Consider the following 1,660-nt stretch of genomic DNA (forward strand, 5'->3'; position numbering starts at 1 on the left):
TTCTTCTCTTTGCTTAGTGCCATTTTTTTATGTTTTGATATGCATCAAATATGACATCTAATAATAAATGGGTTGATTTCATTGCTCAATTTTCGGCGTACTTTGCCGAAAAAACGGAAAAGTTAGCAATGCTTTAAAGTGATCTTAAAATATTTGAGTCACGAAATTATTTAGAGAAAGTAATAAGATGTACAATGAAAATCATATCCAAAAAAGGCAAAACAGTTAAAGCGAGGCTATACGGTGATATTGGCGTATGGGGGCGTAACAATGCTTTAAGTTTCAGTAATCAAATTGCTGAACTTGATGATGATTACGAAGAGTTGGATCTGTACATGCACTGCTATGGAGGTGAAGTTTTTGAAGGCTTAGCAATGTTCAATGTCTTGAGAAATTCTAATCTGAAAGTGAAAGGATATGTTGAAGGCGTTGCTGCATCTATGGGGACAGTATTACTTCTTGCTTGTGATGAGGTGTATATGTATAAAAACACCTATCAAATGATCCATGAAGCCTTGGCAGGTGCATACGGTAATTCGCATGTAATGCGTGAAATGGCTAAAAACCTTGAAACCGTATCTACTCAACTGTATGAGCACTACAAGGATAAAATGCCCGAAAATAAGCATGCAGAAATAGAAAAGTTCATGGATGGGAAAGATCACTGGCTCACACCAAAAGAGTGTGAAGAATTGGGCTTAATAGATGGAGTGATCGACAAAAAAGGTTTAGAGATTCCTAAATCTCTATTGCAAGCAAAAGGAAACAAGGATTCGTTTCAGAATTACTTCTCTAATTATTCAAAAGAAATAATACCAAAAGTAAAAAGTACCATGAAGGAAACAATCATTGCTAAAATTATGGCAAAGAACTTCAAGGGAGTTGTAGCTTCTACAGCTGACGAATTGGGAGAGCAATTACTGGCGTATGCTGAAGGTCTTACATCTGAGAATGCAGGATTGAAAGCGAAGCTAGAGGATTTGGAAAAAGCTCAAAAAGATCGTCAAAAAGAAGTTGTAAAAAATTTCCTTGATCAGGCACAAGCTTCAGGTAAAATTCAAGAATCGCAAAGAGCGTTTTATAATGATCTCTGCAAAACAGAAGAAGGTTTTACTTCTGTGAAAGAAATCTTGAATTCTGCTAACCCTACACCTCCTAATCGTCCTACAATCAAAGACCAAATGGAGGAATCAGGCAAAGGTAAGTCAGAAGATAAGTCGACGTGGACTTTCCAAGACTATCAAGATAAAGCTCCAAACGAGCTGGAAAAAATGGTAGACGAAGACTTTGAGAAGTTTTCCGCTTTGTATGAAAATCAATTTGGCGTTAAACCTGAAAAATAAGAATTATGGCAGGCGTATATAAAGAAGTTTGGACGGGTGCAGTTGAAAAGCACATGAGAGCCGATGCAGGATTTTTAGCAGAAATTCCTGACAAGTCAAAAATGGTAGGCAATTCTGTAATTCACCTTACAGAGCTTGGAGCAGATCCCGGGGTGTTAATTGATAACACAGTTTATCCTATTGCAACCAATCAATCTGCTGATGGTGATGTCACTATTGTTTTGAGAAAAATCGAAACGGAAAATACTGAGATCACAGACGATGAATTGTATGCTATTTCTTATGATAAGATCAAGGAAAAAGCAACACAGCACGGT

General features: G+C 37.0%; 1 protein-coding gene and 1 pseudogene. Both read left to right on the forward strand.

The annotated features are described in order from the left end of the window. The first annotated feature begins 194 nt into the window (after positions 1-194). Positions 195-1,343 (forward strand): head maturation protease, ClpP-related, encoded by a 1,149-nt coding sequence (locus tag PL77_RS29690; RefSeq protein WP_044213635.1) that lies wholly within the window; start codon positions 195-197, stop codon positions 1,341-1,343. Between the two features lie 5 nt (positions 1,344-1,348). After that, a pseudogene (locus PL77_RS29695) lies at positions 1,349-1,660 on the forward strand (hypothetical protein); the annotation flags it as partial.

The sequence above is a fragment of the Flammeovirga sp. OC4 genome (assembly GCF_000812565.1).
Taxonomy (GTDB): Bacteria; Bacteroidota; Bacteroidia; order Cytophagales; family Flammeovirgaceae; genus Flammeovirga.